The organism is Streptomyces sp. NPDC020845 (genome assembly GCF_044334165.1).
GTDB lineage: Bacteria > Actinomycetota > Actinomycetes > Streptomycetales > Streptomycetaceae > Streptomyces.
This window is the reverse complement of record NZ_JBIRSJ010000013.1, coordinates 38,680-64,883: the sequence shown is the minus strand read 5'-3', so window position 1 is coordinate 64,883 and position 26,204 is coordinate 38,680. Positions and strand designations below refer to the sequence as shown.

The 26,204-nt window shown below is 72.0% G+C and carries 23 protein-coding genes and 2 pseudogenes; 16 read left to right on the top strand and 9 right to left on the bottom strand.

Features of this window, described 5'->3' with window-relative positions; all coding sequences use genetic code 11:
• Window positions 1-30 precede the first annotated feature (30 nt).
• The 4 genes from ACH4U7_RS32745 (at window position 31) to ACH4U7_RS32730 (ending at window position 4,008) form a co-directional block, all read left to right on the top strand.
• Entirely contained in the window at window positions 31-2,184 is a 2,154-nt protein-coding gene (locus ACH4U7_RS32745) for a carbon starvation CstA family protein (protein WP_398531399.1), read from the top strand.
• Window positions 2,181-2,369, top strand: coding sequence for a YbdD/YjiX family protein (locus ACH4U7_RS32740; protein WP_398531398.1), 189 nt, complete (start codon window positions 2,181-2,183; stop codon window positions 2,367-2,369). The genes ACH4U7_RS32745 and ACH4U7_RS32740 overlap by 4 nt, the downstream gene beginning before the upstream one ends.
• A gap of 126 nt (window positions 2,370-2,495) precedes the next feature.
• The gene (locus tag ACH4U7_RS32735; protein WP_398531397.1) at window positions 2,496-3,434 is read left to right on the top strand and encodes a hypothetical protein; all 939 of its coding nucleotides are present in this window, start codon (window positions 2,496-2,498) and stop codon (window positions 3,432-3,434) included.
• Window positions 3,435-3,480: 46 nt separating this feature from the next.
• Window positions 3,481-4,008: a hypothetical protein gene (locus ACH4U7_RS32730; protein WP_398531396.1), complete on the top strand. Its 528-nt coding sequence runs from the start codon at window positions 3,481-3,483 to the stop codon at window positions 4,006-4,008.
• Window positions 4,009-4,265: 257 nt separating this feature from the next.
• Here the strand turns inward: ACH4U7_RS32730 and ACH4U7_RS32725 are convergent.
• Window positions 4,266-4,493 (bottom strand): annotated as a pseudogene (locus ACH4U7_RS32725) (ATP-binding protein); the annotation flags it as partial.
• Window positions 4,494-4,745: 252 nt separating this feature from the next.
• Between ACH4U7_RS32725 and ACH4U7_RS32720 the strand changes: the two are divergent.
• The 4 genes and pseudogenes from ACH4U7_RS32720 to ACH4U7_RS32705 form a co-directional block, all read left to right on the top strand.
• Window positions 4,746-4,925, top strand: a pseudogene (locus ACH4U7_RS32720) (transposase); the annotation flags it as partial.
• A gap of 25 nt (window positions 4,926-4,950) precedes the next feature.
• A complete protein-coding gene (locus tag ACH4U7_RS32715; protein WP_398531395.1) occupies window positions 4,951-5,337 on the top strand; it encodes a group II intron maturase-specific domain-containing protein in 387 nt (128 codons plus the stop codon).
• Between the two features lie 205 nt (window positions 5,338-5,542).
• Complete coding sequence (locus tag ACH4U7_RS32710; RefSeq protein ID WP_398531394.1) at window positions 5,543-6,244, top strand: hypothetical protein; 702 nt, start codon at window positions 5,543-5,545, stop codon at window positions 6,242-6,244.
• Window positions 6,216-6,917 carry a transposase gene (locus ACH4U7_RS32705; protein WP_398531393.1) on the top strand — a complete coding sequence of 234 codons (702 nt, stop codon included), beginning with the start codon at window positions 6,216-6,218 and terminating at the stop codon, window positions 6,915-6,917. Before ACH4U7_RS32710 ends, ACH4U7_RS32705 begins: the two co-directional genes overlap by 29 nt.
• A gap of 102 nt (window positions 6,918-7,019) precedes the next feature.
• Here the strand turns inward: ACH4U7_RS32705 and ACH4U7_RS32700 are convergent, their stop codons facing one another.
• The gene (locus ACH4U7_RS32700) at window positions 7,020-7,967 is read right to left on the bottom strand and encodes a PhzF family phenazine biosynthesis protein (RefSeq protein ID WP_398531392.1); all 948 of its coding nucleotides are present in this window, start codon (window positions 7,965-7,967) and stop codon (window positions 7,020-7,022) included.
• A 97-nt stretch (window positions 7,968-8,064) separates the two neighbouring features.
• On the opposite strand from ACH4U7_RS32700, the gene ACH4U7_RS32695 reads away from it, so the two are divergent.
• The gene (locus tag ACH4U7_RS32695; protein ID WP_398531391.1) at window positions 8,065-8,985 is read left to right on the top strand and encodes a LysR family transcriptional regulator; all 921 of its coding nucleotides are present in this window, start codon (window positions 8,065-8,067) and stop codon (window positions 8,983-8,985) included.
• A gap of 9 nt (window positions 8,986-8,994) precedes the next feature.
• Here the strand turns inward: ACH4U7_RS32695 and ACH4U7_RS32690 are convergent, their stop codons facing one another.
• The 4 genes from ACH4U7_RS32690 to ACH4U7_RS32675 form a co-directional block, all read right to left on the bottom strand.
• The gene (locus tag ACH4U7_RS32690) at window positions 8,995-9,441 is read right to left on the bottom strand and encodes a nitroreductase family deazaflavin-dependent oxidoreductase (RefSeq protein ID WP_398531390.1); all 447 of its coding nucleotides are present in this window, start codon (window positions 9,439-9,441) and stop codon (window positions 8,995-8,997) included.
• A gap of 107 nt (window positions 9,442-9,548) precedes the next feature.
• On the bottom strand, window positions 9,549-10,958 hold the full coding sequence (locus tag ACH4U7_RS32685) for a phytoene desaturase family protein (RefSeq protein ID WP_398531633.1): 1,410 nt from the start codon (window positions 10,956-10,958) through the stop codon (window positions 9,549-9,551).
• Between the two features lie 61 nt (window positions 10,959-11,019).
• Window positions 11,020-11,865: an inositol monophosphatase family protein gene (locus ACH4U7_RS32680; protein ID WP_398531389.1), complete on the bottom strand. Its 846-nt coding sequence runs from the start codon at window positions 11,863-11,865 to the stop codon at window positions 11,020-11,022.
• 139 nt (window positions 11,866-12,004) lie between these two features.
• On the bottom strand, window positions 12,005-15,250 hold the full coding sequence (locus ACH4U7_RS32675; protein ID WP_398531388.1) for an amidohydrolase family protein: 3,246 nt from the start codon (window positions 15,248-15,250) through the stop codon (window positions 12,005-12,007).
• 235 nt (window positions 15,251-15,485) lie between these two features.
• Between ACH4U7_RS32675 and ACH4U7_RS32670 the strand changes: the two genes are divergently transcribed.
• Window positions 15,486-16,403, top strand: coding sequence for a zinc-binding dehydrogenase (locus ACH4U7_RS32670; RefSeq protein ID WP_398531387.1), 918 nt, complete (start codon window positions 15,486-15,488; stop codon window positions 16,401-16,403).
• Window positions 16,404-16,408: 5 nt separating this feature from the next.
• On the opposite strand, the gene ACH4U7_RS32665 is transcribed toward ACH4U7_RS32670, so the two are convergent.
• Window positions 16,409-18,112, bottom strand: a complete 1,704-nt coding sequence (locus ACH4U7_RS32665) for a sulfatase-like hydrolase/transferase (protein WP_398531386.1) — start codon at window positions 18,110-18,112, stop codon at window positions 16,409-16,411.
• An 84-nt stretch (window positions 18,113-18,196) separates the two neighbouring features.
• Between ACH4U7_RS32665 and ACH4U7_RS32660 the strand changes: the two genes are divergently transcribed.
• Window positions 18,197-18,829, top strand: coding sequence for a hypothetical protein (locus ACH4U7_RS32660; RefSeq protein ID WP_398531385.1), 633 nt, complete (start codon window positions 18,197-18,199; stop codon window positions 18,827-18,829).
• A gap of 570 nt (window positions 18,830-19,399) precedes the next feature.
• Window positions 19,400-20,242 (top strand): hydrolase, encoded by an 843-nt coding sequence (locus tag ACH4U7_RS32655; protein WP_398531384.1) that lies wholly within the window; start codon window positions 19,400-19,402, stop codon window positions 20,240-20,242.
• A 52-nt stretch (window positions 20,243-20,294) separates the two neighbouring features.
• On the opposite strand, the gene ACH4U7_RS32650 is transcribed toward ACH4U7_RS32655, so the two are convergent.
• Window positions 20,295-21,068 carry a helix-turn-helix domain-containing protein gene (locus ACH4U7_RS32650; RefSeq protein WP_398531383.1) on the bottom strand — a complete coding sequence of 258 codons (774 nt, stop codon included), beginning with the start codon at window positions 21,066-21,068 and terminating at the stop codon, window positions 20,295-20,297.
• 106 nt (window positions 21,069-21,174) lie between these two features.
• Here ACH4U7_RS32650 and ACH4U7_RS32645 point away from each other — a divergent pair, with 106 nt between their 5' ends.
• Together ACH4U7_RS32645 and ACH4U7_RS32640 are read left to right on the top strand one after the other, a co-directional pair.
• Complete coding sequence (locus ACH4U7_RS32645) at window positions 21,175-22,404, top strand: MFS transporter (protein ID WP_398531632.1); 1,230 nt, start codon at window positions 21,175-21,177, stop codon at window positions 22,402-22,404.
• A 47-nt stretch (window positions 22,405-22,451) separates the two neighbouring features.
• Window positions 22,452-23,243 (top strand): maleylpyruvate isomerase family mycothiol-dependent enzyme, encoded by a 792-nt coding sequence (locus tag ACH4U7_RS32640; RefSeq protein ID WP_398531382.1) that lies wholly within the window; start codon window positions 22,452-22,454, stop codon window positions 23,241-23,243.
• A gap of 27 nt (window positions 23,244-23,270) precedes the next feature.
• Here ACH4U7_RS32640 and ACH4U7_RS32635 read toward each other — a convergent pair whose 3' ends face one another.
• A complete protein-coding gene (locus tag ACH4U7_RS32635) occupies window positions 23,271-23,873 on the bottom strand; it encodes an NADPH-dependent FMN reductase (protein ID WP_398531381.1) in 603 nt (200 codons plus the stop codon).
• A 215-nt stretch (window positions 23,874-24,088) separates the two neighbouring features.
• Between ACH4U7_RS32635 and ACH4U7_RS32630 the strand changes: the two genes are divergently transcribed.
• Window positions 24,089-24,955 (top strand): helix-turn-helix domain-containing protein, encoded by an 867-nt coding sequence (locus tag ACH4U7_RS32630; protein WP_398531380.1) that lies wholly within the window; start codon window positions 24,089-24,091, stop codon window positions 24,953-24,955.
• 140 nt (window positions 24,956-25,095) lie between these two features.
• Window positions 25,096-26,088, top strand: coding sequence for a helix-turn-helix transcriptional regulator (locus ACH4U7_RS32625; protein ID WP_398531379.1), 993 nt, complete (start codon window positions 25,096-25,098; stop codon window positions 26,086-26,088).
• Window positions 26,089-26,204: the final 116 nt, after the last annotated feature.

Here is a 26,204-nt window from a genome sequence, read left to right as displayed (position 1 = left end):
ACAACACCACCGTCACGGTGAGGAGCCGCCATGCCTACATCAGCCATGCCCGAAACCGGTCTCCCGGGGCCACAGAGGCCTCGGACCTCTTTTCGGGCGATCCTGCTCTGGACCGCCGTCGCCCTGCTTGGCGCGGTCGCCTGGGGCGTCCTCGCGCTGGCCCGGGGCGAGAAGATCTCCGCGGTCTGGCTGGTGGTCGCCGCCGTCGGCTCGTACGCCATCGCCTACCGCTTCTACTCCCGCTACATCGTCCGCCGCCTCCTGGAGCCGGACGACCGCCGGGCCACTCCCGCCGAGCGCCTCGAGGACGGCGTCGACTTCCAGCCCACCGACCGCCGGGTGCTCCTGGGGCACCACTTCGCCGCGATCGCCGGCGCCGGACCGCTGGTGGGACCGGTGCTCGCGGCCCAGATGGGCTACCTGCCGGGTACGCTCTGGATCGTCGCCGGGGTGATCTTCGCCGGAGCCGTGCAGGACATGGTGGTGCTGTTCCTGTCCATGCGGCGGGACGGCAAATCACTTGGCCAGATGGCCCGCGACGAGATCGGCCGGGCGGGTGGGGCCGCCGCCCTGATCGCGGTCTTCGCCATCATGATCATCCTGCTCGGTGTGCTGGCCCTCGTCGTGGTCAATGCCCTCGCCCACTCCCCGTGGGGCACCTTCTCGGTCGCGATGACCATCCCCATCGCACTGTTCATGGGTTTCTGGATGCACGTGATCCGCCCGGGCCGGGTCGTCGAGAGCAGCCTCATCGGTGTGGCCCTGCTGCTGCTCGCCATCGTCGGCGGCCGCTGGATCCAGGAGTCCTCGCTGGCCGACACCTTCACCCTCAGCCCGACCACACTGGTCTTCTGCCTCATCGGATACGGCTTCGTCGCCTCCGTGCTGCCGGTGTGGATGCTGCTCGCGCCGCGCGACTACCTCTCCACCTTCATGAAGGTCGGCACCATCGCGCTCCTGGCGGTCGGCGTCGTGGTGGCCGCACCCGAGCTGCAAGCGGACTCGGTCAGCAAGTTCGCCTCGTCGGGCGCGGGCCCGGTCTTCGCCGGCTCCCTCTTCCCCTTCCTCTTCATCACGATCGCCTGCGGCGCGCTGTCCGGCTTCCACGCGCTGGTCGCCTCCGGTACGACGCCGAAGCTGATCCAGAAGGAATCCCAGGTCCGCATGATCGGGTACGGGGCCATGCTCATGGAGTCGTTCGTCGCGATCATGGCGCTGATCGCCGCGGCGACCCTGGAGCCGGGTCTGTACTACGCGATGAACGCGCCCGCGGGGCTCCTCGGTACGACCGCCGAGTCGGCGTCCCACGCCGTGGCGGGCCTCGGCTTCACCATCACTCCCGACCAACTGGCGCACGCCGCAAAGGCAGTTGAGGAGCAGACGCTGATCGCCCGGTCCGGCGGGGCGCCGACCCTGGCCGTCGGCATGTCGGAGATCTTCTCCGGCGTCTTCGGCGGCAGCGCCATGAAGGCCTTCTGGTACCACTTCGCGATCATGTTCGAGGCGCTGTTCATCCTGACCACGGTCGACGCGGGCACCCGGGTCGGACGGTTCATGCTCCAGGACATGCTGGGCAATGTCTGGAAGCCGATCGGCCGGGTCAACTGGAAGCCGGGCATCTGGCTGTGCAGCGCGCTCGTCGTGGGCGCCTGGGGCTACTTCCTCTACACCGGGGCCACCGACCCCCTGGGCGGAATCAACCAGCTCTTCCCCCTCTTCGGCATCGCCAACCAGCTCCTGGCCGCCGTCGCCCTCACCGTCTGTACGACCATCCTGATCAAGTCCGGGCGACTGCGCTGGGCCTGGGTCACCGGCATCCCGCTGGCCTGGGTGGTCGCGGTCACCTACACCGCCGGCTGGCAGAAGATCTTCTCCGACAACCCCAAGGTCGGCTTCTTCGCCCAGCGCACGCGGTACGCCGACGCCATCGACGCCGGGCAGGTCCTCCCGCCCGCCAAGTCCATCGACGACATGCACACCGTCGTCACCAACTCCACCGTCGACGGCGTCCTCATGGCCCTGTTCCTGCTGCTGGTCACCATAGTGATCGTCAACGCGGCGGTGGTGTGCGTACGGGCCGTACGATCCCCCGTCCCGCTCCCGACCACGGAGGCGCCGTACGTCGAGTCCCGCATCGACGAGCCCGAGCGGAGTGCCGAACCGCTGGTGGGGGCCGGCTCATGAGTGGCCCGCGCTGGGTGCGGGCGGTGCGCTGGTATCTGCGCGAGCTGACCGGAGAGGCGGAGTACGACCGCTACTGCGCACGCCATCGCCGCCATCACTCCCAGGCTCCCCTCCCGTCGCGGCGGGAGTACGAGGTGCTGCGCGCCCTGCACCGTGAGACCCACCCGCAGAGCCGCTGCTGCTGACGCGCGGATCGCGGGGCGGGCGGGGCTTTTGGCCCCGCCCGCCCCGCGATCCCCGTACTCCGGCGGACTCCCTCCAACGCCCGCCCAGGCGCCCGCCTTCGGCGAGACCACGACGGCGAGACCACCATGCTGAGACGTCGATCACCCCTGCGAGTCGGCCCCGAACTCGACGACCACGCCCTGCGCGCGACCCTGACCGAACTCCGCCCCGCACAACAGCTGCACGGGCTCGGCGCGGGCCGCAGCCGCCCTTCCTGGGAGCCGGTCGCCGCGCTGCTGCGCGACACGGGGCACGACTGGGACCGCAGGACGCACCGCTTCACCGTACTGGCGGCCGGCCTGCCGACCGCGGTCTCCGAACGGTGGGCCGACAACCGCCCCGACGACGGAGACGCCTTGGTGCTGCGCGCCTTCGTCCGGTCGGCGCGGGCCGCGGCCGAAGGACGGGCCGGCGCCAGGCAGGCCGAGCAGGCGTGTCTGCGCGCTGCCGAGGCCTGCCCCGAGGACCCGGCACCGTGGCTGGCCCTGATGGACCTGATGTACGCCTTCGCCGTCCCGGTCAGGGACGCCGTGCCGGTGTGGACCGAGGCCGTCACCCGGGCCCCGTGGCACCGAGCCGCCTATCACCGTCTGTTGCGGTATCTGTCCCCGCGCGGACACGGCGCGGTGTCCGAGATGCTGGACTTCGCCGGACAGGGGGCCGACCGTGCCCCGTACGGGTCACCGCTCGCCCTGCTGCCGGTGGCGGCCCGCGTGGAGCTCGTCGCCCACCGTCAGCGGCAGGACCCGATCGGCGCTCTCGTCGCCGATGGCCACTGGAACGAGCCGGGGGCGGTGGAGGAGACCGACGCGGCCCTGCACCGATGGTTCCACACCACCGCTCCGCCGCACGCCGAGGCGGTCACCGACCTCAACCTGCTCGCCTTCGCCCTGACCCGAACCCGCCGCCCGTCCGAGGCCGCCCCTGTCTTCCGTCGCCTCGGCAGCCACATGACACCTCATCCATGGGACCTGGCGCCCGACCCGGAGCGCACCTTTCTCTACTGGAGGAGCCGCCTCGCCTGACGCCGGCGGAGGTGAGGGGCGTGGTCCCGCTCGTAGGATTCAGATGATGAGCGATGGCGAGGACTATCTGGAGAAGAGCCCCGCGGCCGCACGGATGGGGAAGGCGGCCGAGTACCTGGTCGCGGCCTCGGCCATTCTCGCCACGGGTGGAGAGCTGAATGTCTCCACATCACTCGTGGACGACGAGGGCGTGGACCTCGTCTTTCACCGGCGGGGGAGTTCCGCGACTCTCGCGGTGCAGGTGAAGGCGCGGATGTCCACCGGATCGCAGGTTCAGCAGGGCAGGCTGACGGCCTTCGTGCGGTCGCAGACATTCCAGGCGCGGATCGACCTGGACATGTTGTTCGTCGCCGTGGATGTCGAGCGAGGGGCGATCATGACGGCCTGGCTCATACCGAGTGGCGTGTTCGGTGACATGGTGGCCAAGCCCAACAGCAAGGGTCGTTTCCGGTTCTCGGCATCGATGAAGCCGGACTCCAAGGACCGGTGGACTCCGTTCCGGCTGACGGCCGGACAACTCCCGAAGCGCGTACTTGCCCGGCTGGCCGAACTGGAGACGGCAGGCACCCGGTAGCGGATCGGGCAGGCGGACCGGGCCGCGCCCGCCCAGTGTGTCCCAGGCGCCGACGCGGGCCGCCAGGTGTTCGCCGGTGAGGGATCATCGCCGTCCTTCGACGGCGAGGCAGGAACCCGGCCCGAGGGCCCGCGACACGGCCGCCCCCGGCTCCCGGGGACGGCCGTCGGTGACGCACCCACCGGAACCGGCTGGCGCCATGGAGGCCGGGCACTCCCGGCCGCGTCATGGGGCCTGGCCTCGTACAAGCCGGCCCGTCAGAGGGTGAAGTCGTCGAAGTAGGCAGCGGCGAGTCCCTCGCCGGCGGTAGCGGCGTCGTGGAGAAGTTGTTCGGTCCAGATCACCTTGCCGTCAGGCGTGTAACGGGTCCCCCAGCGCCGCGCGAACTGCGCCACCAGGAACAGCCCGCGTCCGCCCTCGTCGGTGGCCTTGGCCCGCCGCAGATGCGGAGAGATGCTGGAGCCGTCCGACACCTCGCAGGTCAGTCCTCCCCCTGATCCCTTCGTGTGCGCCTTGCCGGCGTGAAAACATGGCTGCGGCGCCTGCCCGCCGATGCCGGTAGCTCGTTGGGACGCTGAGCCCGTAGGTCAGTCTGGTGCCGGGCCGCAGAGGGGCCACGCACTGTTGCCATCGAGCACGCCGGTCAGATTCTCGCTCCCCCCGCGGCCCACACCGTCGCGACCAGCGGCGCGATTCTGGATCTGGCCGACAACCTGATCTGCCAGGGCGTCACCCGGGTGGTGATGGAGGCGACGTCGACCTATTGGAAGCCGTACTTCTTTCTGCTGGAGTCGCGTGGTCTGGAGTGCTGGCTGGTCAACGCCCGTGACGTCAAGAACGTCCCGGGCCGGCCCAAGACCGACCGCCTGGACGCGGTCTGGCTGGCCAAGCTCACCGAACGCGGCATGCTCCGGCCCTCGTTCGTGCCACCGAAGCCGGTCCGTGAACTGCGCGATCTGCCCCGGGCCCGGACGGGCCGTCACGGGCAAGGTCAAGACGCAGTGCCGCAGGACAGGCACGGACCTGCCATTCGACGCCCTGCTCATCTGTCTCAACCGGATGCTGCGGGGCTGGTGCGCCTACTTCCGGCCCGGGGTGTCCAGCACAGCCTTTCAGTACCTGAGCTCCTACACCTGGGGCCGGGTCATCTTCTGGCTTCGGCGAAAACACCCGGGACTGAACTGGAAGCAGCTGCGACGCCGCTTCTGCGGTGGCGGCTGGTGGCCGGCCAGCGAGGAGAGAGAACTGTTCAACCCGGCGAAGGTACGCACTACGCGCTACCGCTACCGGGGTTCAGTGATCCCCTCGCCATGGCCGGTCACGGGATGAGACATCGGGCGGAACCCAGAGCGGGACTTGTGGAGCGCCCGTTGCGTTGAGAGGCGCACGGCGGGTGCGGGAAGCGGTCCGGAGAAACGGGCCGGTCGAAAGGCCGGAACCGCGCTCCGACCGACTTCACGGGCTGGGGCTGGAAGAGCCTGGCTTCGACGCGTCGGTGTTGTGTGAATTCCGTGCCCGGGTCATTGAGCACGGCATGGAGGAGAAGGTCCTGGACCTGTTGCTCGCCGCGGTGCGGGAGACGGGTCTGGTGAGGGCCGGCGGAGGCCAGCGCACCGATTCCACCCATGTGCCGGCCGCGGTGCGGGACCTGAACCGGCTGGAGCTGGCCGGTGAGTCGGTACGTGCAGCGGTGGAAGCCCTGTCCGCCGCCGCGCCCGGGTGGCTGGCCGCGGTGATCGATGTGCCTGGCTGGAGCGGCCGTTACGGGCGCCGGATCGATTCCTGGCGGCTGCCGTCCTCGGCCACCAGGCGTGCTGCTCCGGCAGTGGACTACGGGCGGGATGCTTTCGCCTTGCTGGGAGCGGTCCACCACCCCGGCGCACCGCCGTGGCTGCGGGAGCTTGAGGCGGTGCAGGTGCTGCGGACCGTGGTGCTGCAGAACTACACGCGCACCATCACCACCGGCAGTGGGCGGGAGGTGGTCAGGCGGCGGGAGGTGGTCAGGCGGCGGGAGGCGGACAAGGACGGTCTCCCGCCGGGCAGAGTGCGCCTGACCTCGCCGTATGACACCGACGCACGGTTCAGCCGCGAGGATCACGGCGGCTTGGGCTGGAACGGCTACAAACTCCACATCAGCGAGACCTGCCTCCCCCACCGGCCCCTCGGCCGGTGGGGGAGGGGCCGGCGGGCCGAACCTGATCACGAACGTGGCCACTACGGACGCGACGGTCACTGATGTGGAGATGACCGAGCCGGTCCACCAGGCACTGCACAGACGCGGCCTGCTGCCCGGCGAGCACTATCTCGATTCGGGTTACTCTTCCGCCGAGCTGGTCACCGGTGCCCACGCCGCCTGGGGCATCACCTTGATCACCCCGCTTAGGAACAATACCTCCGCCCAGGCCAGAGCCCGCGCCGGATACGCCGCCGAGGACTTCACCATCGACTATGACCAGCAGCACGCGCTCTGTCCGCAGGGTCATACCAGCCGGCACTGGTCTGCCACCCGCCAGCGCAACACCCAGGCCATCGTCATCCAGTTCGCCACCGACACCTGCCTGCCCTGCCCCGTCCGCGACCAGTGCACCACCTCCCAACGACGTGGCAGACAGCTCACCGTGCGCCCCCGCGAGGTGCACGAGATCCTTCACACCGCCCGAACGGAGCAGCCCACCCTCTCCTGGCAGGCCCGATACGCCCTACGGGCCGGTGTGGAAGGCACCATCCACCAGGCCATCGCCGTGACCGGAAACCGACGAGCCCGCTACCGCGGCTTAGCGAAAACCCACCTCGAACACGTCTACTCCGCCGTCGCCCTCAACCTCATCCGCCTCGACGCCTGGTGGAACGGCCACCCACTCGACCGAACCCGCACCACACACCTCACCCGCCTCGAACTCACAGCCTGAACCAAAAATTAACCAGCAGGGTCAGTACGAGACAGGGACACGCCGTGCCGTCGGCGTGTCCCTGTCTCGTACTCACCGCGATCTCAGGTGCCGGACGCACCCCTACGCTCCCGGGATCGCCACCGCCCGGCCCGTGACCCGCACCCGCTCCTCGTCGGGGCGTATGTCGACGAGGAGATCGCTGGGCCGCCCCATGTCCTCGCCCTGCCGGATCCGGACCCTGGTCGGCTCCGTCACCAGCCCGAGCGCCCGCAGATAGCCGCCGAAGGCGGCGGCCGCGGCGCCGGTGGCCGGGTCCTCCACGACGCCGCCGGGCGGGAACGGGTCGCGGGCGTGGAAGTCGAAGCGGTCCGCGGCCTCGCGCCACACCAGGTGGACGGTGGTCCACCCGTGGACCCGCATCAGCTCTTCCAGCGCGCCGAAGTCGTAGTCCAGGGCGGCCAGCCGCTCGCGGGTGGCCGCGGCGAGGACGAGGTGGTCATTGCCCGCGAAGGCGATATGCGGCGGAAGGGCCGGGTCCAGGTCGTCCCGCGTCCAGCGCAGGGCCTTCAGCACCTGCTCGGTCAGGGCCTCGTCGGCCGGGTGGGAGTGCGCGGGCGCGCTGGTGAGGGTGGCCTGCGGGGCCCCTCCGTTCCCACCGTTCTCGCCGTCCGCGCCGTCCAGCGTCGTCGCCACGCGGATCTCGCCCGCCATCGTGTCGAAGACCAGCTCACCCGGGCCGATGCGCTCGGCGAGCGCGACGGCGGTGGCGATCGTGGCGTGTCCGCAGAAGGCCACCTCGGCGCGGGGGCTGAAGTAGCGCAGCCCGTAGCGGCGCGCGGCCTCGTCCCGCGCCGTGATGAAGGCGGTCTCGGAGTAGCCGACCCGGGCGGCGACGGCCACCATCTCGGCGGCGTCGAGCGCCGTGGCGTCGAGCACCACCCCGGCGGGGTTGCCGCCGGACGGGTCGGTGGTGAAGGCGGAGTAGTGCAGAACCTGGTCGGTCTCGGTGGCCGGTGCGCCGTGTGCGGTGGACGTGCTGTCTGCGGTGGGTGCCGTGTGTGCGGTCATGGGGATACCGTTTCACCGCACCTCCCATCGCGTCCAACGATTCTTTTCGCTCGCGCCCATCGAGGACCCCGATAGCACCAGCTAGGCTGAGGATCTGATGGACACCAGACTTCTGCGCACCTTCGTTTCCCTGGCCCGCACCGGCAGCTTCACCGCCGCGGCCACCGAGCTGCATCTCGCCCAGTCCACCGTCACCGTCCAGATCCGTTCGCTGGAGCGGGAGCTCGGCACGCGCCTGTTCGACCGGCTGCCCGCCGGCACCACCCCGACCCCGTCCGGACGGCGGCTGCTCGAAGAGGCCGAGCGGGTGCTGGACGCCGAGGCCCGGCTGCGGGCGACCGCGGCGGCGGGGAACGGCGCGGGGGCGGACGGGGCGGTGGAGGGCCAGGTGGCCCTCGGCGCGGGCGAGTCGCTGTGCTCGTCGCATCTGCCCCGGGTGATCGCCTCGCTGCGGCGCACCCACCCGGGCGTGGACGTCCATCTGCACGCGGCCGGCACCGCCGCGGCCATGGAGGGGCTGCGCTCGGGGCGGCTCGACCTGGCGCTTCTCCTGGAGCCGGAGATCGAGGCCGCCGACCTGGTCGCGCAGCCCATCGCGTACGAGCCGCTGGTGTACGTGGCCGCGCCCGGCCACCGGCTGGCCGGGCGCGAGGCGGGGTGGCCGGAGCTGGCCGACGAGAGCTTCTTCGTCCACGAGGAGGGCTGCTCGTACAGCGATCGGCTGGTGCGCTCCCTGCTCACGCTCCCCGACGCACGGCCCCGGCTGACCCGGTTCGGCAGCATCGAGGCCGCCCGTTCCTGTGTGGCCGCCGGGCTCGGGCTCACGCTGCTGCCGCAGGCGACCCTGGAGCGGCAGCTGCGCGACGGCCTCCTGGCCCGGGTCGACGGGCCGCCGGTGCCGCCCGTACCGGTCCAGCTCACCCGGCACCGCAGGCGCTGGATCTCGCCCGCGGGCCAGGTGGTCGCCGATGAGCTGACACGTCTCATCGGCCCCGAATCAGCACCGCTCGACCGGTGAACGCCGCTGTCAGTGGTCCTCGGCCGCGGGCTCCAGGACGAAGACCGGGATCTGGCGGTCCGTCCTCTGCTGGTAGTCCGCGTAGTCGGGGTACGCCTCGACGGCCCGCGCCCACCACCGGGCCTTCTCCTCCCCGTGGACCTCCCGGGCCGTCATGTCCCGGCTCACCGTGCCGTCCCGCAGCTCGACCCGGGGGTCGGCCACCACGTTGTAGTACCAGACGGGGTTCTTGGGGGAGCCGCCCAGCGAGGCGACCGCGGCGTAGCTGCCCTCGTGCTCGACCCTCATGAGCGGGCTCTTGCGGATCTTGCCGGTCTTAGCGCCCCGGGTGGTCAGGAGGATGACCGGCAGCCCCCGGATCGACATCCCCTTGGTGCCACCAGAGCTCTCGATCTGCTCGACCTGATCACGCACCCACTTCTCGGGGCTCGGCTCGTACTCGCCCTGCAGAGGCATGGCTTCCGTCCCATCGTCGAACGACTCGTGACTGGCCCTCTCCCAGGGTTCAACGCCCGGCCGCCGCCCCGGCATTCCAACGGGGCCGCCAGACAGCCGGGCCAGGGTCAGCCTCGGCCGCGCAGCCGCCGCCACACCGCGCGCGCCGCGTGGTGCCCGGACATGCCGTGCACCCCGGGCCCCGGCGGGGTGGCCGAGGAGCACAGGAAGACCGACGGGTGGGCCGTGGCGTACGGGACGCGCGCCAGCTTGGGGCGGATCAGGGTCTGCAGGCCCGCGAAGGCGCCGCAGGCGATGTCACCGTCCACGTAGTTCGCGTTGCGCACCGCGAGCTGGGGCGGCCCGGCCACGGCCCGCGCCAGCACCAGATCCCGGAAGCCGGGCGCGAAGCGCTCGATCTGCCGCTCTATGGCCTCGGTGGCGTCCCCGTCCCAGCCATGCGGGACATGGCCGTACGCCCAGAAGACATGCTTGCCCGCCGGGGCGCGCGAGTCGTCGACCACGCTGGGCTGGGCGGTGATCAGGAACGGGACATCGGGGGCGCGCCCGTCGGTGGCGGCCCGCAGCGCGGCGCCGATCTCACCGGCGGTGGGGCCGACGTGGACCGTGCCGGCCCGCCGGGCCTCCGGCGCGGTCCAGGGGACCGGGCCGTCCAAGGCGTAGTCGATCTTGAAGACGCTGGCCCCGTAGCGGAAGTGGCGGTACGCGTTGCCGAGCCCGGCGATCCGGGCCAGGGCGGTCGGTGACGTATCGAAGATGTACGCGCGGGCGGGCGGCAGCTCGTCCAGCCGTTTGACCTCCACGCCCACGTGGATCGCGCCGCCCTGCTCGCGCAGATACGACCCGAGCGCGTCCGAGATCGACTGCGAGCCGCCGCGCGGGACGGGCCAGCCGACGGCGTGCCCCGCGAGCGCGAAGAACAGCGCGAGGCCTGCCGTGCCGATGCCACTGGTCGGCGAGATGGCGTGGCCCGCCATCCCGGCGAGTATCGCGCGCGCCTTCTCGTCGCGGAAGCGGCGGCCGAGGAGGGTGACGGGCTGGATGGCGTGCAGCCCGAAGCGCGCCCAGGTCACCGGGTCGGCGGGCACCCCGTCCCACGCGGTGCGCAGGAAGTCGCGGGCGAGGGTGTCCCATCTGCCGACGTACGGGGCGACCAGGCGGCGGTACGTACCGGCGTCGCGCGGGCCCAGCGACATGGCCGTCTCGCCGACCGAGCGGGCCAGGACGGCGGCCGTGCCGTCCGGGAAGGGGTGGGCCAGCGGCAGCTCGGGGTGCAGCCACTCCAGGCCGTGCCGGGCGAGCGGCATGGCGCGGAAGGCCGGGGAGCCGATGCCCAGCGGGTGCACCGCGGAGCAGGGGTCGTGCCGGTAGCCGGGGAGGGTGAGCTCTTCGGTGCGGGCGCCGCCGCCGATCGTCTCGGCGGCCTCGAAGATCTCCACCGCAAAGCCGCGGCGGGCCAGTTCGACGGCCGCGGTCAGCCCGTTCGGCCCGGCACCCACCACGACCGCGTCGAGCATGGACGGCACGTCGGGTCTCCCTCCCCGTCCTGAGGAATACTTGAAGCATTCTGAGAAACGGTCAGCCGGCGTCCCGGTCGGCCGGGGCGCCCAGCAGGCTCAGGATATGCCGTACGGTCGCCGCGTCCCGCGCCGCGGTGAAAGGAAGCGCGTTTCCGCCCGTGATACGGAACGGATCGCCGGTCAGCGTCGCGCTCGCGCCGCCCGCCTCGGCGACCAGCAGCAGCCCGGCGGCGTGGTCCCAGGCGTTCTCCCAGGTGAAGGCCACCGCGTCCAGCAGGCCACGGGCCACATTCAGATACTCCAGGCCGGCCGAGCCGCACGGGCGCGGCGCAACACCTGGTGTCCGCAGTACGGACAGGGTGCGCTTCTCGGCGTCCGTGGTGAAGTCGTGGTGCGAGATGGCGACTTCGAGCTCCTTGTCGGGCTCCGGCCGGCCGGCGCGTATCGGCTCGCCGTTCAGCACCGCTCCCCCGCCGCGGCGCGCGACGGCCATCAGGTCGAGCGCCGGGGCGTAGGTCCACGAGGCCAGCAGCTCGCCGCGGTGGGCGAGGGTGACCAGCATCGCGAAGCCCGGGTCGCCGTGGACGAACTGCCGGGTGCCGTCGACCGGGTCGACGATCCACACCGGCGCGTCCCCGCCCAGCGCGCCGAGCACGGACGGGTCGGCGTGCACGGCCTCCTCGCCCACCACGGCCGAGCCGGGCAGCAGCGTGGTGAGCGAGGCGGTCAGATGCTCCTCCGCCTGGCGGTCGGCGACCGTCACCAGGTCGTGCGGGCCGTTCTTCTCGACGATCTCGTGGTCGGCGAGCTGCCGGAACCTCGGCATGACCTCGGTGACGGCCGCCTTGCGCACCGCCTCCTCGACATCGGACAGTGCACCGGAGACCAGAAACTGCTCGAACATGCCCCTCATGGAACCATGTCCCGGCGACGGCCGGTGACCGGGCGGCGGCCCCAGAATGGCCGCCGCGTGAACGGCCTCAGCAGCCGGTTCCCGGCTCTCAGCTCTCAGCTCTCAGCTCTCAGCTCTCAGCTCTCAGCTCTCAGCAGCAACTGTGGTGGGCGTGCTCCTCCCGGTGCCACCAGTAGCGCTCGCGGGCGGGGCCCTGCGGTACGTCGGCCACGGCCGCGGCGCCCCGTACGGCTGCGGCCCTGCGTACGCCCGCCGCAGAACCCGAGGACTTCCCGCTCACCAGGTCGTCCACCGAGTGCACCACACCCCCCAGCACCACGCTCCGCACCGCCGCGGCCGCGCGGATGTCGCTCAGCGGGTCGCCCTCCACCAGCACCAGGTCGGCGAGCTTCCCCGGCTCCAGGGTGCCCATCCGCGCGCTCATGCCCAGCGCCCGCGCGCCCTCGACGGTCGCGGAGCGCAGCGCCTGGTGGGGGGTGGCGCCGTAGCGGACCATGGCCTGGAGGTTGAGGTGGTAGTAGATGGCCGGGGGTACGAGCGGGCTGTCGGTGCCCACCCCGACGTGCGCCCCGCCCTCCAGCAGCCTGCGCACCGTCGCCCCATGCCGGGCGACGAAGGCCAGCAGGTCGGTGGGGACGGTCTGCTGCGCCGCCGCCACGCCGCTGCGGAACTCCTCGTACTCCGCCTCGCTCATCAGCGAGGTGAGCCGCCGGTCGCCGACCGCCCATTCGGCATAGCGGTAGAGCGCCGCCCGGGTGGCGGGCAGACCGGCGCCGGACAGCCCGAAGGTCGGGGTGAAGGCCATACCGGAGGCGATCAGGGGCTCGGTCATGTCGTCGTAGGCGTGGCCGAGGTGGGTTTCCTTCTGGCGGCGGCCGTAGCGGCTGGTGCCGCCCAGGTGCTCGGTGCCGTCGGAGCCGAGGCCGAGCGGGCCGAAGAGGTAGTGCGAGGTGGCGCGCAGCCCGAGCCGGTGGCCGCCGCGGATGGCGGCGCGCTGCATCGCGTACGGCAGCCGTACGTACGTCTTGACCAGGTCGTGGCCCAGCGCCTCGGCCTTGGCGAGCTCGCGCTCCAGTTCCTCGGTGTCGGTGACGGGGCGGCCGGAGGAGTAGTAGATGCGCGAGCCGTCGATCAGATCGCCCGCCGCGAAGACCCGGGGGCCGACGCGGCGCCCGGAGGCGGTGGCCTCCTTGGCCTCGACGGCCGCGTAGTGGGCGGTGCCGGGCGAGCGGACCGCCGTCACGCCGTACGACAGCCACAGCTTCATGGTGTCGGCCCGCTGCCAGGGGCCGTGTTCGTGGACGGCGATCAGACCGGGCAGGGCGGTGAGGTGGCGCGCGTCGACGGTACGGCCACCGCCCCCGGCGCGGACCAATCCGCGCGCGACGATCGCCTTGATGCGGTCGCCCTCGATGACGATGTCGACGTCGTGGCGCAGCGTCTCGCCCGTGCCGTCCCACACCGCGCCCACCTGCACCACCGTGCGGCCGGTCGGCTTGGCGGGGCGCCAGGTCAGCTTGACCGGGACGGTCCGCGCGCGGCCCGTACGGGCGTCGGCCAGGCGCAGCCGGCCGTTGGAGAGGTAGAGCAGCGAGCGGGAGTCGGCGCTCCAGCTGGGGGCGTCGGCGGTCTCGTCGTTCAGCCGGCGCGCGGTCCCGGTCGGCCGCCCGGCGGCGTCCAGGGCGCTGAGGTGCAGGGTGCCGCCGACGATGTACGCGGTGTGCTTGCCGTCGGGCGAGTGGACCGGGCCCGCGTCGATGCGGTTGGCCAGGGACTTGCCGGGGACGGGGTTGTCGTAGTGCGCCTCGCCGCTGGCCAGGTCGACGGTCAGGACGCGGTTGAAGCCCTCGCGGTAGCGGGCGGTGACGGGTGCCAGGGCGGCCAGCGAGAGCTTGGTGCCGTCGGCGGAGAAGGTGGGCCTGCCGGGCGAGTTGAGCGGGCCCGCGACCTTGCGTACGGCGCCGGTGGCCACGTCCACGGTGTGCAGGGTGCCCGCTCCGAGGCCGAAGGCGACACTCGCGCCGTCGGGGCTGAACGCCGGGCCCGAGGCCGCGTCCTGGAGGTCGGTCAGCCGGCGGGTCGTGCCGTCGGCGATGTCGTACGCCCACAGGTCGGCGGCGCCGCCTCGGTCGCTGACGTAGACGAGGGTGGAGCCGTCGGGGGACCAGGCGGGGTCGGTGTTCAGATGTCCGTCGGAGACGACGGCCTTGGGCGCGGCACCCTTACCCCTGGGCGGGGTGACGGGTGCGATCCAGATGTCGCCGAGCGCGGCGAAGGCGATCCGTTCGCCGTCCGGGGAGAGGGACGGGGAGACGATGCCCTTGACGGGGCGGGGCGAGGCGGAAGCCGGGGCCGCGTCGCTGTCGGGTGCGGCGGGCCGCTCCTGGACGCGGGGGACGGTGAGATGGGCGGCGAAGGCGATGTCCTTCGCCGCTCCTCCGGTCCGCGCCTTGTCTCCGGAGAGCTTTCTGCGGCGGACCTTGCCGTCGGCGGTGTAGAACACCTCGTCCGCGGACGGCCAGCGGGCCGCGAACGGGAACACGTCCTCCTCCGCGTCCGACACCGTCTCGCCGTCGACCACGAGGGCGGTGCCCGCCGAGCCGAGGTGGACGTAGGCGAAGCGGGCGCCGTCCGGCGAGAAGGAGGGGCCCGCCACTCGCCCCTGGGTGACGGTGGCGAGCGTGGTGCGCTTGCCGTCGGCATCGACCTGGACGACGCTCTGCGGGGCGTCGCCCTTGCCGGAGGTGAAGGCGATCGCTTTCCCGTCGGGGTGCCAGAAGGGCTGCGCCTGCTGGACGGTGGCGTCCGTGCTCGGCGCCCACACCTTGGTGGCGCCGCTGTCGAGGTCGAGGACGTGGATCGCGTACCGGCCGTCGGCCTCCCCCGCGTAGGCGATCCGCTTGCCGTCCGGGGAGAACCGCGGCTCGCGGTGGTCGGCGCTGCCCTTGGTCAGCCGGCGCGCCCCGGTGCCGTCGGCGCGGGCGAGCCAGAGGTGGAAGTTGCCGTCGGTGTAGGACTGGTAGACCAGGTGGCGGCCGTCGGGCGAGAAGTCGGGCTCGGTCGCCTCCTGGTCGATACCGGTGAGCCGGGTGGCCTCGCCTCCGGCGGCCGGGACGGTCCAGAGCAGATTGAGCAGATCGAGGACGACGGTCCGGCCGTCCGGGGAGAGCGCGGCGGAGGCGTTGGTCGCCTGGGTGACGGTGATCCGCCGAGTGGCGCCGTCCGCGGCGCTGTCGGCGCTTTCGGCCTTTTCTGCGTTTTCAGCCGCGTTCGCCACCGTGGCGAGCCCGGTCAACTGGCCGCCCAGCCACAGACTTCCGGCTCCGGCAGCGGCCTGTCCGCCGCGCCGGATGAGCTTTCTGCGCGATATGCCCACAGCCGTACCCTCCACTTGAAGATCACGATCTCGCCGAACCTAAAGGCGAGGTCAAGCGGAGAAACAGCCCACGGAAATAGGTGTTACCTGAACTTAACCGCGTCCCGGGCCCGCCACCTCGATAACCGATGGCTATAACAGGAGGTCTTGGACAGCGGTCGCACCCCGGAGGCAGCGTGAAACGCGACGGCGCCGACCCGGCGCCGGCCAAGCGACCGGAAAGGACGCGACCGCGATGCGCGCTCTGCTGTACGACCCCGAGGCTCCCCAGGGCCTGCGGCTCGGCGAGGCCCCGGAGCCGGTGCCTCACGACGCACAGGCCCTCGTCGAGGTCCACGCGGCATCCCTCAACTTCGGCGAACTCGCCTACCGGGAAGAGCGAGCGCGTCCCGGGCAGGTGCTCGGCTTGGACTCGGCGGGCATCGTCGTCCAAGCCGCCGCCGACGGCTCCGGCCCTGCGGCCGGCACCCGCGTGGTGTCCTTCGGACCACCGGGAGCGTGGGCCGAGCGGCGGGCGGTCGACGCCGCCGAGCTCGCCGTGGTCCCGGACGCGGTCGAACTCGGCGCGGCGTCCGCCCTGCCGGGCGCGGGGGTCTCCGCGCTCCAGGCCGTGCGCGCGCTGGGCCCGGTGATCGGCCGCCGGGTGCTGATCACCGGCGCCTCGGGCGGCCTGGGACGCTTCGCGGTGCAACTGGCCGCGCTCGCGGGCGCGTACGTCATCGCGGCGGTGGGCAGCCCGCAGCGCGGCGAGGGGCTGCGCGAACTCGGCGCCGACGAGGTCGTCGTCGGCCTCGAGCACGTCACCGCACCGGTCTTCGGCGTCCTCGACAACGTGGGCGGCCCGCTGCTGGCCGAGGCGTTCGCCCTGGTCGAGCCCGGAGGCTCGGCCCAGTCCATCGGCAAGGCGTCGCTCGAACCGACCACCGTCGACTTCGAGCGCGAGCGGCTGACGGGCGGTGACCGGCGGCTCGAACCCTTCGTCGTACGATCCCCCTTCGGCCCGGACCTCGCCTATCTGGTGAGCCTGCTGGCCAAGGGCCGACTCGACCCGCAGATCGGCTGGCGCGGCTCGTGGGAGCGGGCGCCGGAGGCGGTGGCGGCGCTGCTGGGGCGGCGGGTACGAGGGAAGGCGGTGCTGGACATCGGGGGCTGATCGGCTCAGCGGGACGACTTGGAACGGGTGGACTTGGAACTGGCCGGCTGGGAGTCGGACGGCTCGGAACCGGACGCCTCGGAACCGGACGACCCCGGGCTGGGTGACCCGGAGCTGGGCGCTCCGGAGCCGGGCTGCGGGCCGTAGGCGCTCAGGAAGCGGTCCCGGAAGGTGTCCATCCGCCAGACCGGGGTGTCCGCGCCGGGCCGCAGCCCGTCCTGCCACCCCCAGTCGGAAATCCGCTTCATCACGGCCGGGTCGTGCGCGACGATCGCGACCGGCACATCGTGGCTGGCCTTGTCGCCGCTGACCTTCGCCATGGGCTGGTGGTCGCCCAGGAAGACGAGCACGGTGTTCTTGTTGCCGTACTTCACCACGTAGTCGATGAGGCTGTTCAGCGAGTACTGGATGGACTTGCCGTACTCGGCGCGCGCCTGGGTGGAGTCCGTGAACACGTCCTTGGGGTCCTTGCCCGCCTTCTTGATGTCGTCGTAGACCGAGCCGTCACCGACCTCGTCCCAGCCGATCATCTTGGGGATGGGCGCCCACGGCTGGTGGCTGGAGGTCAGGATGATCTCCGACATCAGCGGCTTGTCGTGCTTCTTTCCGTGCTCAAGACGCTCGAAGGCCGTCAGGGCGTACTGGTCGGGCATGGTCGACCAGCTGAACTTCGGGCCCTTGTACCCGAGGTCCCGGGAGTCGTAGAGGTTGTCGAGGCCGTAGAACTTCGCCTCCGGCCACCCCTTGGTCACCCCCGGCATGATGCCGACCGTACGCCAGGCGCCGGTGCGCTTGAAGGCGCTGGTGATGGTGGTGTGATGGCCCGCGGTGACGGTGCGGTAGCGGCTCTGGTTGTCGATCCACAGTCCGGACAGGAAGGTGGAGTGGCCGAGCCAGCTGTTGCCGCCGTACGTCGCCGAGGTGAGCCAGCCGCTCTTGGACGAGTACCCGGCGCCGCTCAGCTCCTTGGTCTTCTCGTCGAGCACCGCGTCGACCCCCGGCGCGATCTCCGGGTCCTCGATGGCGCTGCGGCCGTAGCTCTCGATGAAGGTGAAGATGACGTCCTTGCCGCGCAGTCCGGTCAGCAACTGATCGCCCGGGACGTTCCCATAGGAGTCCCGTGCCGCCACCTTCTTGAACTCCCGCTCGTCCTTGAGGGTCGCCTTCACCCACTTCACCCGGTTCTGGACGAGGACGACCGTATTCCTGGAAGCGATCGGCGCCCCGGACACCTGCAGCCCGAGCGCCGTACAGACCACCCACGTGGTGCCGAGCACGAGGACGGCACGGGTCGCCACGGTGTTGTTCCGTGCCATGACCTTGCCGATCCGCAGACACGCCAGCGTCATGACGGCGAACAGGACGAGAACGAGCACCACGACCCCGATCGTGGCGAGCGTCGCGGTCGTCGAGCCGAGCGAGTCCTCGAGGTACGACTGGGCGTCGTCGAGCAGGATCCAGTCGAGCACCACGTTGAAGCCGCGCCCGAGGAATTCGTTGAAGCCGATGTCGAGGAGGTTGAGGATGGTCAGCAGACCGAGGAACACCCCGGCGAGCACCGCGGCCACCCGCCTCGGAATCGGCGGCAGGATGAGCAACACCCCGGCGCCGAGCACCCCCTCCACGGGGATGTGCAGGAAGGTGCGGGGTTGGATGAGGGGAAGCTGATTCGGCAACAGCAGCGCGAAGAACACCAACGCGACGGACACGGCCGTGGCCCCCCACGCCAAGGCCCGTGCGGCGACGGGGTACTTGCCCCGCCAGCCGCCGCTTGCGGCGGCCTCGGTGGCGGGTTGGCCGGTGGCGGTATCGCCTGGGGCGGCGGGGTCATCGGGGGCAGCGGGGTTGGGAGCGGTATCGCCCGGCGAGGTGTCACCAGGGGTGGCGGCGTTCAGGTCGTCGTCACCGGGGGCGTCGGCCCCTGGGTCCGCTGCACCCGGGGAGGCGGCCTGCGAGGCAGCGCCAACCGGCACGGCATCTCGGGAGGCGGCATCGCCCGGGGCGGCGGCGTCACCCGCCAGGTCGCCCGCGATGGTGTCACCGCCGACGCCGCGCCCAGCAGCAGCACCCGACGCGGCATCACCGGGGGTGCCATCGCCCGGGGAGGCGGCAGCCGACTCGGCGGCGCGCGTGGAGGTGTCCCCCTCGCCGCTATCACGCGCGCCAGGGACACCGGCAAGGTCGGCATCAGACGCGGAACCCCCCGCATCGGCGCCCCCGTCGGAGGCATCGCCGCGCGCGGTGGCACCCGCAGAAGCACCACGCCCGGCAGCGGCCTGCGAAGGAGCGCCGCCTGCGACGGCCGTGTCTGCCGAGGCATCAGCAGCCACGGCCACGCCAGCGGCGGCATCGTCCGCAGCGTCCCCCACGGAAGCGTCGTCACCGGCCCCGCGCCCAGCGACGGCGCCCAGCGCGGCGACGCCTGAAGCCGCGGCGCCCGAAGCGGTGGCGTCCGTAGGGCTGCCATGCTCGGCGGCGTCATCCAGCCCGACGGCACCCACGAGGCTGCCACCCTCGGCGGCGACGCCCACGGCGTCACCCGCTACGGCCTCGTCGGCCACGGCCTCGTCCGCAGCGGGGGCACCCAACACCGCAGCACCCGCAGAACCATCCGCAGCCATGCCACCCGAAGCGACCTCGTCCGCAGACGACGCGCTCTCGGCGGCATCATCCGTGACGGCGGCCCCGTCCGGCGAGTGCGCCGCGAGGCCGTCCGGTGCTGGGCCCTCCTCAGCGTTCGCCTTGTCCCTGTCCGGCAGCTGACGAGAGCGCGTGAAGAGCGACACCCCGAAGTTCCTTCCGTGCTTGCGAAGCCTGATGGTGGCACGGCGGACCAGGCTCGGGAGGTCTGGGCCGCCGTTATCCCTTACGGCTCATCGGCGGCGTCGGTTCAAAACACCGCCGACCGACTTCCGGACTGTCATGCTCACAGCTACATTCCTTGGATGGGAGCGCTCCCATAAATGCCAACTCCCGCGCCCCGAAGGAGGACCCCCATGGCACCCGAACCGCACCCGAACCCCCACCCCCGCAAGCCCAACCGCCTCCGCACCCTCGCCGCCGCGACCGCCGCACTGGCCGCCGCCGCGGCGGTCACCCCCGCCGCCTCCGCCACCGCCCCCTCCGCCCAAGCCCGCCCCGCGGCCGCGTGCACGGCAAGCGGCTTCTGCGAGGACTTCGAGTCGCAGACCGGCACCGCCCCCTCAGGCCGCTGGACCACGAGCGTGGCCAACTGCTCCGGCACCGGCACCGCGACCGTGGACTCCACCGTCGCCCACGCCGGCACCAAGTCCGTACGGGTGACCGGCAAGGCCGGGTACTGCAATCACGCCTTCGCCGGTACGTCCCTGTCCGACGTCCCGGCCGGCTCCGAGCTGTACGCACGCTTCTGGGTCCGCCACACCACCGCGCTCCCCGCCCAGCACGTCACGTTCGCCGCCCTGCGCGACACCAACGACAACTCCAAGGACCTGCGGATGGGCGGGCAGAACAAGGCCCTCCAATGGAACCGCGAGTCCGACGACGCGACCCTCCCCGCGCAGAGCCCAGCAGGCGTGGCGCTGTCCACGCCACTGCCGCTCAACACCTGGACCTGCCTGGAGTTCCGGCTCGACCGCTCCGCGGGCCGCCTGGACACCTGGGTCAACGGCTCCCTCGTCACCGGCCTGGTCGTGGACGGCACCCCGACCCAGGACGTCGACCAGCAGTGGCTGGCCCGGGGCGGCTGGCGCCCCGCGCCCACGGATCTGCGGCTGGGCTGGGAGAGCTACGGCGAGGGCGATGACACGCTCTGGTACGACGACGTCGCCGTCGGGACCGCGCGGATCGGCTGCGGCTGACCGTCAGGCGGCTACGGCTACGGCTGACCGTCAGGCCACCGTCGGGCGAGCGTCAGCCCTGCCTGCGGTAGTCGCCGGGGGTGTATCCGAAGGCGCGGCGGAAGACGTCGATGAACGCGCTGGCCGAGGCCCAGCCGCAGCGGTGGGCGACCGCCGTGACGGTGAGGCCGTCGGAGAGCAGCAGCAGCGCGTGGTGCAGCCGTAGTTGGGTGCGCCATTGGGGAAACGTCATGCCCATCTCGGCGCGGAAGAGGCGGGTGAGCGTGCGGGCGCTCGCCCCCACCCGGGCGCCCAGTTCGGGCAGTGGCCGGGGGTCCGCGGGGTCGTGCTGGAGGAGCGCGCATACGGCGGCCAGCCGCGGATCCCGGGCCGTGGGCAGATGCAGGGGCTGCTGTGGGGCCTGTCGCAACTGGTCGAGCAGGACGGCGAGCAGACGGCGGGACTCCGCGGTTGCGGGGTCGGCGTCCGGGCGGCTGTAGGCGATGATCAGCTCGCGCAGCAGCGGGCCGACCGCCAGTACCGCGGGCCCGTCCAGGCCCAGCGGGTTGGCCTCCACCGGCAGGCCGACACCGTGCAGCACGGTGCGCCCGTACGCCCGGTGTTGGTGCAGGGTGCCGACGGGCACCCAGATCGCCCGGGTGGCGGGGACGACCCAGCTCCCGGCCTCGGTGGTCACCGACAGCACACCGCGCCCCGCGTAGACGACCTGGTGTACGTCATGGCGGTGTGCGGACAACCCGCTGCCCGGGTCCAGGAGGCGGGTGGTCGTCGGCCGGTGCGGCCGGGCCGGGACGGTGCGGCGGAACGCTTGGCGGGATACCGACATCACCTGGCAGTTTATCGGAAGCCTGCCAACCCGCCGGGCCCGGAGGATCGTCGGCGTGACATCGAAAAACCACTCCCGCGACCGCTCCGTATCCAGACCGATCACGATGATGGCCATCGGCCACGCGACCGTGGACTTCTACCAGGGCGCTGTGCCCACGCTGGTGCCGTTCCTGGTGGCCGAGCGCCACTACGGATACGCGGCGGCGTCCGGCATCGTGCTGGCGGCCACGCTGCTGTCCTCGATCGTGCAGCCCCTGTTCGGGGCGTTGACCGACCGGTGGACGATGCCCTGGCTGATCCCCGTGAGCTCCCTGGGCGCGGGTCTTGGCATCGCCCTGTCCGGGCCCGGCGATTCGTATGCGCTCACCTGCCTGGCGGTCGCCCTCTCGGGCATCGGGGTGGCCGCCTACCACCCCGAGTCGGCGCGGCTGGCCCGGACGGCGAGCCGCGGCAGCCATGTGGCGATGGGCTGGTACTCGCTCGGCGGCAACATCGGCTTCGCCCTCGCCCCCGTCGCCGTATCCCCGGTCCTGTCCGCCGGAGGGCTGAACGCATCGCCGTGGCTGATGGTGCCCGCGGTGGCCGGGGTGGTGCTGACGGCCTCCGCGATCCGGTCCCTGGCCCGGCGCGCGGCGGCCGAGCAGGCCGCCGCACGGGGCACCGGCCGGGACAACTGGCCGGAGTTCCTGCGGCTCTCGGCGGTCATCGTCTGCCGTTCGATCGTCTACGTGGGCCTGAGCGCGTTCATCGCCCTGTACGCCCAGCAGCGCGTCCCCGGGGGCTCGGCGGCGGGGTCGGCAGCGCTGTTCACGCTGTTCGCCGGGGGCGCGGTCGGCACCGTACTGGGCGGCCCGCTGGCCGCGCGCTGGGGACGCGTCCGTACGCTGCGCATCGCCTACGGGGCGGCGGTCCCCGCCGTCGCCGGGCTGGTGTTCATCCCCGGACCGGCCCTCTACGCCTTCGCCGCGCTGACGGCCGCCGCCCTGTACGTGCCGTTCTCGCTGCACGTCACGCTGGGCCAGGACTATCTGCCGAACCGGGTCGGCACGGCCAGCGGCGTCACGCTGGGCCTGGCCGTCAGCGTCGGGGGCGTGGCCAGCCCGGCCATCGGCGCCTTCGCGGACGTCGCCGGTCTGCGCACCGCGCTGGCCCCGCTGATCGCGCTGTGCGCCCTGGCCTGGCTCATCGCGGGCACGCTCACGGAGCCGGAGCCGGAGCCCAGGGACGAGCCGGAGCCGGAGCCCAGGGACGAGCCGGAGCCGGAGCCCAGGGACGAGCCGGAGCCGGAGCCCGTACAGGATGCCGAGCCCGAGCCCGCCCCCGGCACCCGCTGATCCCTGCTCTACGGGGCGCTGTCAGTGGCACGTCCTACCGTGGCGCTATGACCGTTCTGAGTCACGATCGCCTATGTGCCGAGATCGCCGCGCAGACCGACCTGTTGCGACCGCTCATCAAGGGCGCGGACCTGACGGCCCCCGTGCCGTCCTGCCCCGGCTGGAACGTCGGCCAGCTGCTGCGCCATCTCGGCGGCGGCCAGCGCTGGGCCGCTGAGATCGTACGGACCCGGGCGACGGGCCCGCTCCCCGACGACCACTTCCGCGACCTGTCCCCGTACGCCCATGAGGACCCCGCCGTGCTCGGCCCCTGGCTCGCCGAGGGCGCCGGGCTGCTGGCGGACACGCTGCGCGCGGCGGGGCCCGACGCGGAGGTGTGGACCCCGGTGCCCGGCGGGACCGCGGCCTTCTTCGCCCGCCGGTTCACGCATGAGACGGTCGTCCACCGGGCCGATGCCACGCTGGCGCTCGGCGCGGAGTTCGCCCTCGCCGAGGACATGGCCCTCGACGCTCTCGACGAGTGGATGGAGCTCGGCGCGCTGCCGATGCACTTCGAGATCCACCCCCGGATGCGTGAGCTGCCGGGCCCCGGCCGCACCATCCACCTCCACGCCACGGACGCCGGCCCCGATGCGGTGGCGGAGTGGGTGGTCGACCTCACCGGCGAGGTGATCGCCTGGCGCCGGGCCCATGAGAAGGCCGCCGTCGCCGTGCGGGCCCCGCTGACCGAGCTCCTGCTGCTGGTCTACCGCCGGCGCCCGGCCCACGGCGAGGGCGTCGAGGTGCTGGGGGACGCGCGACTCCTCGACTTCTGGCTGGACCGGATCCCCTTCGGCTAGCCGCCCCACCCCGTACTACGCCGCGTACTACGCCGCGGCGAACGGGCGGTCGCGCCGGGCGTCGTGGAGGACCGAGCCCCACCACAGCAGCTGGTCCAGCATCGCCTTCGCCGCGGCATTCGGGCCCTCGGGGTCCTTGAGCGTGCCGTCGGGGCCGAACAGCTCGTAGTAGCGGGGGAAGGAGACGTAGTCGCGGACCGTGTGGGCCTGCAGTTCGTTGAAGACCTGCCGCAGGCCCTCGATGGCCAGCAGGCCGCCGCTGGCCCCGCTGTAGCCGACGAAGCCGACCGGCTTGGTCTGCCACTCGAGGTAGTGCCAGTCGATCGCGGCCTTCAGCGCGGCCGGGTAGGCGCGGTTGTAGTCCGGCGTCAGCACGACGAACGCGTCGGCTGCCGCGAGCCGCGCCGTGAGGTCGGCCATCTCGGCGGGGCGGGGCAGGTTCGGCTCCATCGCGGGCGGCATGGGCGGCAGGGCGAGCGGCAGCGGGGTGTCTGCCAGGTCGATGAGGTCCACGGCGAACCGGCCGTGCGCCTCGGCCTGTTCGACGAACCAGTTCGCGACCGTCGGGCCGAACCGGCCCTCCCGGACGCTGCCGAGGATCACTGCGAGCTTGAGGGTCTGGCTGGACATGGCTGGGCGTGCTCCTTGTTGCTGATGCGGTGGTGCCTGATGAGGTGGTGCCTGATGAGGTGGCTCTTGCTGAGGTGGTTCTTGCTGAGGTGGCGAAGTGGCCGGGAGGGCCACGCCGTCCAATCTGCCGGGCCGCGCCAGTGCCAGGAAGGCCGGGCCGAGGCTGGTAGTGGCAGGGCCACGATCCCGTTCAACCCGGCTGTTACGTTCGTACGGTGAGCGACAACGAGCTGGGTATGTTCCTGCGCCTCCGCCGGGAGGCGGTCACCCCCGCCGAGGTGGGGCTGCCCACCGGCCCGCGCCGCCGTACGCCCGGGCTGCGCCGGGCCGAGCTGGCCACGCTGGCCGGGGTCAGCGTGGAGTATGTGACCCGGCTGGAGCAGGGCCGCGACCGCCGCCCCTCCGCGCAGGTGATCTCCGCGCTGGCCGACGCGCTCCGCCTCACCACCGCCGAACGCGTCCATCTGCACCGGCTGACCAAGGGTGCCGAGCCCGGCTACAGCTGCAGGGGCGACGCGGGCCCCGCCCGTACGGTGCGGCCGACCGTACGCGCCCTGCTCGACCGCCTGGAGCCCGCCCCGGCCGTCCTGCTCAACCGGCTCGGCGACATCCTCGCCCACACGGCCGGCTACGAACGGCTGGCGGGCCCCATCGGCCTGCTGGACGGCAGCGAGCCGAACCTCGCCCGCTTCGTCTTCACCGACCCGCGCGCCCGCACCGCGTACCCCGACTGGGCCCATGTCGCCGACGAACAGGTCGCCGCCCTCAAACAGGGCCCCTTCCGCGCGGACCCCCATGTCGCCCACCTCGCCGACGAGTTGACCGTCATCACCGGAGACGCCTTCAGCGAGCGCGTGGCCACCCTGCCCGGCCTCCCCCGCTCCAGCGGTGTCACCCGGCTGCGCCACCCCGAGGTGGGCGAACTTCGCCTTGCGTACGAAACCCTCGAACTGCCCGCCGACGACGACCAGCGCCTCATCGTCCACCTCCCCGCCGACGACGCCACCTCCGCCGCCCTCGACCGCCTCACCGGCCGCCACCCGGGTGCGCTGCGGGCTCTGCGGGCGGTGTCGTCGGGCTGAGGCCCGGGATCGAGGGACAAGGTGCCCTCTCTGCCCTCTCCGCATTCCCATATATGACGCTGCCTGTCATATATCGAGCTTTACGGTGGAGGCGTTCCCATCGAACGATGGCCCCGGGGAGAAGCGCAAGGAGGTGAGCTGTGCGTTCCGAGCGGCTGCTGGCGCTTCTGCTCCTGCTGCAGACGCATGGGCAGACGTCCGCCAGGGAGCTGGCCGAGCGCCTTGAGGTGTCCGTACGGACGGTGATGCGCGACGTCGAGGCCCTGTCGGCGGCGGGCGTCCCGGTCTACACGGAGCGCGGGGCGCGCGGCGGCATCGCGCTGGTGCCCGGTTACCGTACGGACGTCAGCGGCCTCACGGCGGACGAGACACGGGCGCTGTTCGTTCTGCTGTCCGACAGTGCCCACGCGGATCTCGGGCTGGGTCAGGCCATGGGCTCCGCCCTCCGTAAGATCATGGCGGTGCTCCCCGAGGTCCACCGCCCGGACGCCGATCTGGCCAGCCGCCGCGTGTTCATCGAGCCCGACCGGTGGCGCACCGGTGCCGCTCCCGCTCCGGTCCCGGAGCTGGCCCGTTTGCAGGACGCGGTGTTCGGCGACCGGCGGCTGCGCGTCCGTTACCGCCATGGCCGTGACGGAAGCGAACGCTCCTACACGCTGGATGCGTACGGGCTCGTGAACAAGGCCGGCGTCTGGTACCTGGTGGCCGACCACCAGGCCCGGCCGAAGCTCTTCCGCGCCGATCGGCTCGTGACCGCGCGCGTCCTGTCCGAACAGGCCCGTCTCCGCCCTGGGGTTGAGCTGCAGCACGTATGGCAGGACCTGCGCCGCGAGATCGAGACCTTGGAGCGGCCCGTGAAGGTCACGGTCCGCGTGGCCGCCGACTCCCTCACCCGGTTCCTGCTGGTCCACCAAACCGACCTCACCAACGCCGAGGGCATACACGACGGAGACGGCCCGGACACACAGGCGACCGAGCTGACGCTGCGGTTCCATTCACTCGGCCACGCCACCATCCTGTTGGCCTTCGGGCCGAAGGTCGAGGTCATCGATCCTCCCGAACTACGGAACGCGCTCCGGGAGGCGGCACAGGCAACGGCAGCTCTGTACCCCGAAACCGCGCCGCTCGAATAATCCCCTCGATATATGACGTCCATTGTCATATACCGCTGGGATGATCGAACGCAGATACCGACTCCCCCATCTGCAGACTTGCCTTTCTCAGCGATTCGCAAGCCGTTTGCGCAGCA